General features: G+C 46.1%; 1 protein-coding gene. It reads left to right on the plus strand.

The features are described from left to right. Nucleotides 1-580: hypothetical protein (locus tag KDK17_RS06070; protein WP_257287597.1), on the plus strand; the 580-nt coding region annotated here is incomplete at its 5' end. Nucleotides 581-1,014 lie beyond the last annotated feature (434 nt).

Consider the following 1,014-nt stretch of genomic DNA (forward strand, 5'->3'; position numbering starts at 1 on the left):
AGAAGATCAGGCCTTCGTTGCCGTATTCAGCCCTGGGGAAGAAACACTTTCTATTTGCCGGTTCGCCACGGACAATGGAAAGATGGACAGTGCTTATATGATTGACGACAGGGTTGATTTTCCTTCCCTCGCACCGGGTTCATTTGCGACCGTCAGGCTGATGGCAACGGAAGATTATTTGCACGCCATTATTTACAACAGCGATGGACAACTGTCCGTATTTACTTATAAAGATCAGGTCAATGTCCATCGTTTCGACACCACCATTAAACCTGCGGCGGCAAAGTCTATGCGTCCGGTTTTTGTGGGTAACAAAGTCTATCTGGCCTCTGAAAATACAGATATTGAGGAGGATAGTCGGCAGCTACAGATGCAAGAAATCGCTTTGGATTTTGAAAACTTTAACTATCCAAAATCCCTTGGCACTTCATCGTCTGCCGGATCGTCTGCGGTTCTCCCTGATTGGGGAATTGGGCCTTTCGCAGTGGGCTCTGTGATGGTTGCAACGTTTGCAGTTCTCGTAGCCATTAAGTGGTTCAAAAGACAACCACCCGGATCAAAAATGGAAACCACTGAATAACTACCCTTAGATGAACTTAAATAACCAACAAACAGGTGCATCCCTCAAGGGCAATCGCCATAAACATTATCATTGCCTCAAAGGGGTATCGGGCCAATAGCTTATCCAGAAAAAGTTGGCCCCTGCTGCCCCCCCCCCTGCTCAAACGTAAGTTTTTCCAGGTTACCCGCATGTTAATGCATGACGCCCCCTCATAGTCTATATATACGGGTCACAAATACGGATAGTTCTCATCATTGTTTTTCATGGTACTCACTCAATGAATAACAGCCCGATGAAAGATCAGTATCGGCAAAGCCCGACTATCTTCACAAAGTCGTCTGTACTTTTATTGTCACTTGTCGTGTTTTTTCCAAACTGGAACAGTTGGGCCAGTACTGTTCAGCTGGACAATAGTAATTTCAACCAATACCTGAATGCCGACCACCCGGTCG

The organism is Endozoicomonas sp. SESOKO2, assembly GCF_024606245.1.
Taxonomy (GTDB): domain Bacteria; phylum Pseudomonadota; class Gammaproteobacteria; order Pseudomonadales; family Endozoicomonadaceae; genus Endozoicomonas_A.